This is a genomic window from Seonamhaeicola marinus (assembly GCF_008085455.1).
On the sequence record NZ_VSDQ01000389.1, the window covers coordinates 1 to 217 of the forward strand.

Annotated in this window: 1 pseudogene; it reads left to right on the forward strand. The window is 29.5% G+C overall.

Annotation, left to right across the window (positions count from 1 at the left end):
- Positions 1-217: pseudogene (locus FUA24_RS05085) on the forward strand (diaminopimelate decarboxylase); the annotation flags it as partial.

Below are 217 nucleotides of genomic sequence, written 5' to 3' on the forward strand. Positions count from 1 at the left end.
TACGCCAGTGAAATTTTATTTGAAACCGCTAAACAATTTAAAAATTTAGATTTTATTGATTTTGGTTCTGGTTTTAAAGTACCATACAAAGCAGGCGATATTGAAACTAATATTGAAGAACTTGGTAAAAAATTAAGCGCAAGGTTTAATGAGTTTTGTAAAGAATACGGTAAAGATTTAACACTTGCCTTTGAGCCTGGTAAATTTTTAGTTAGTG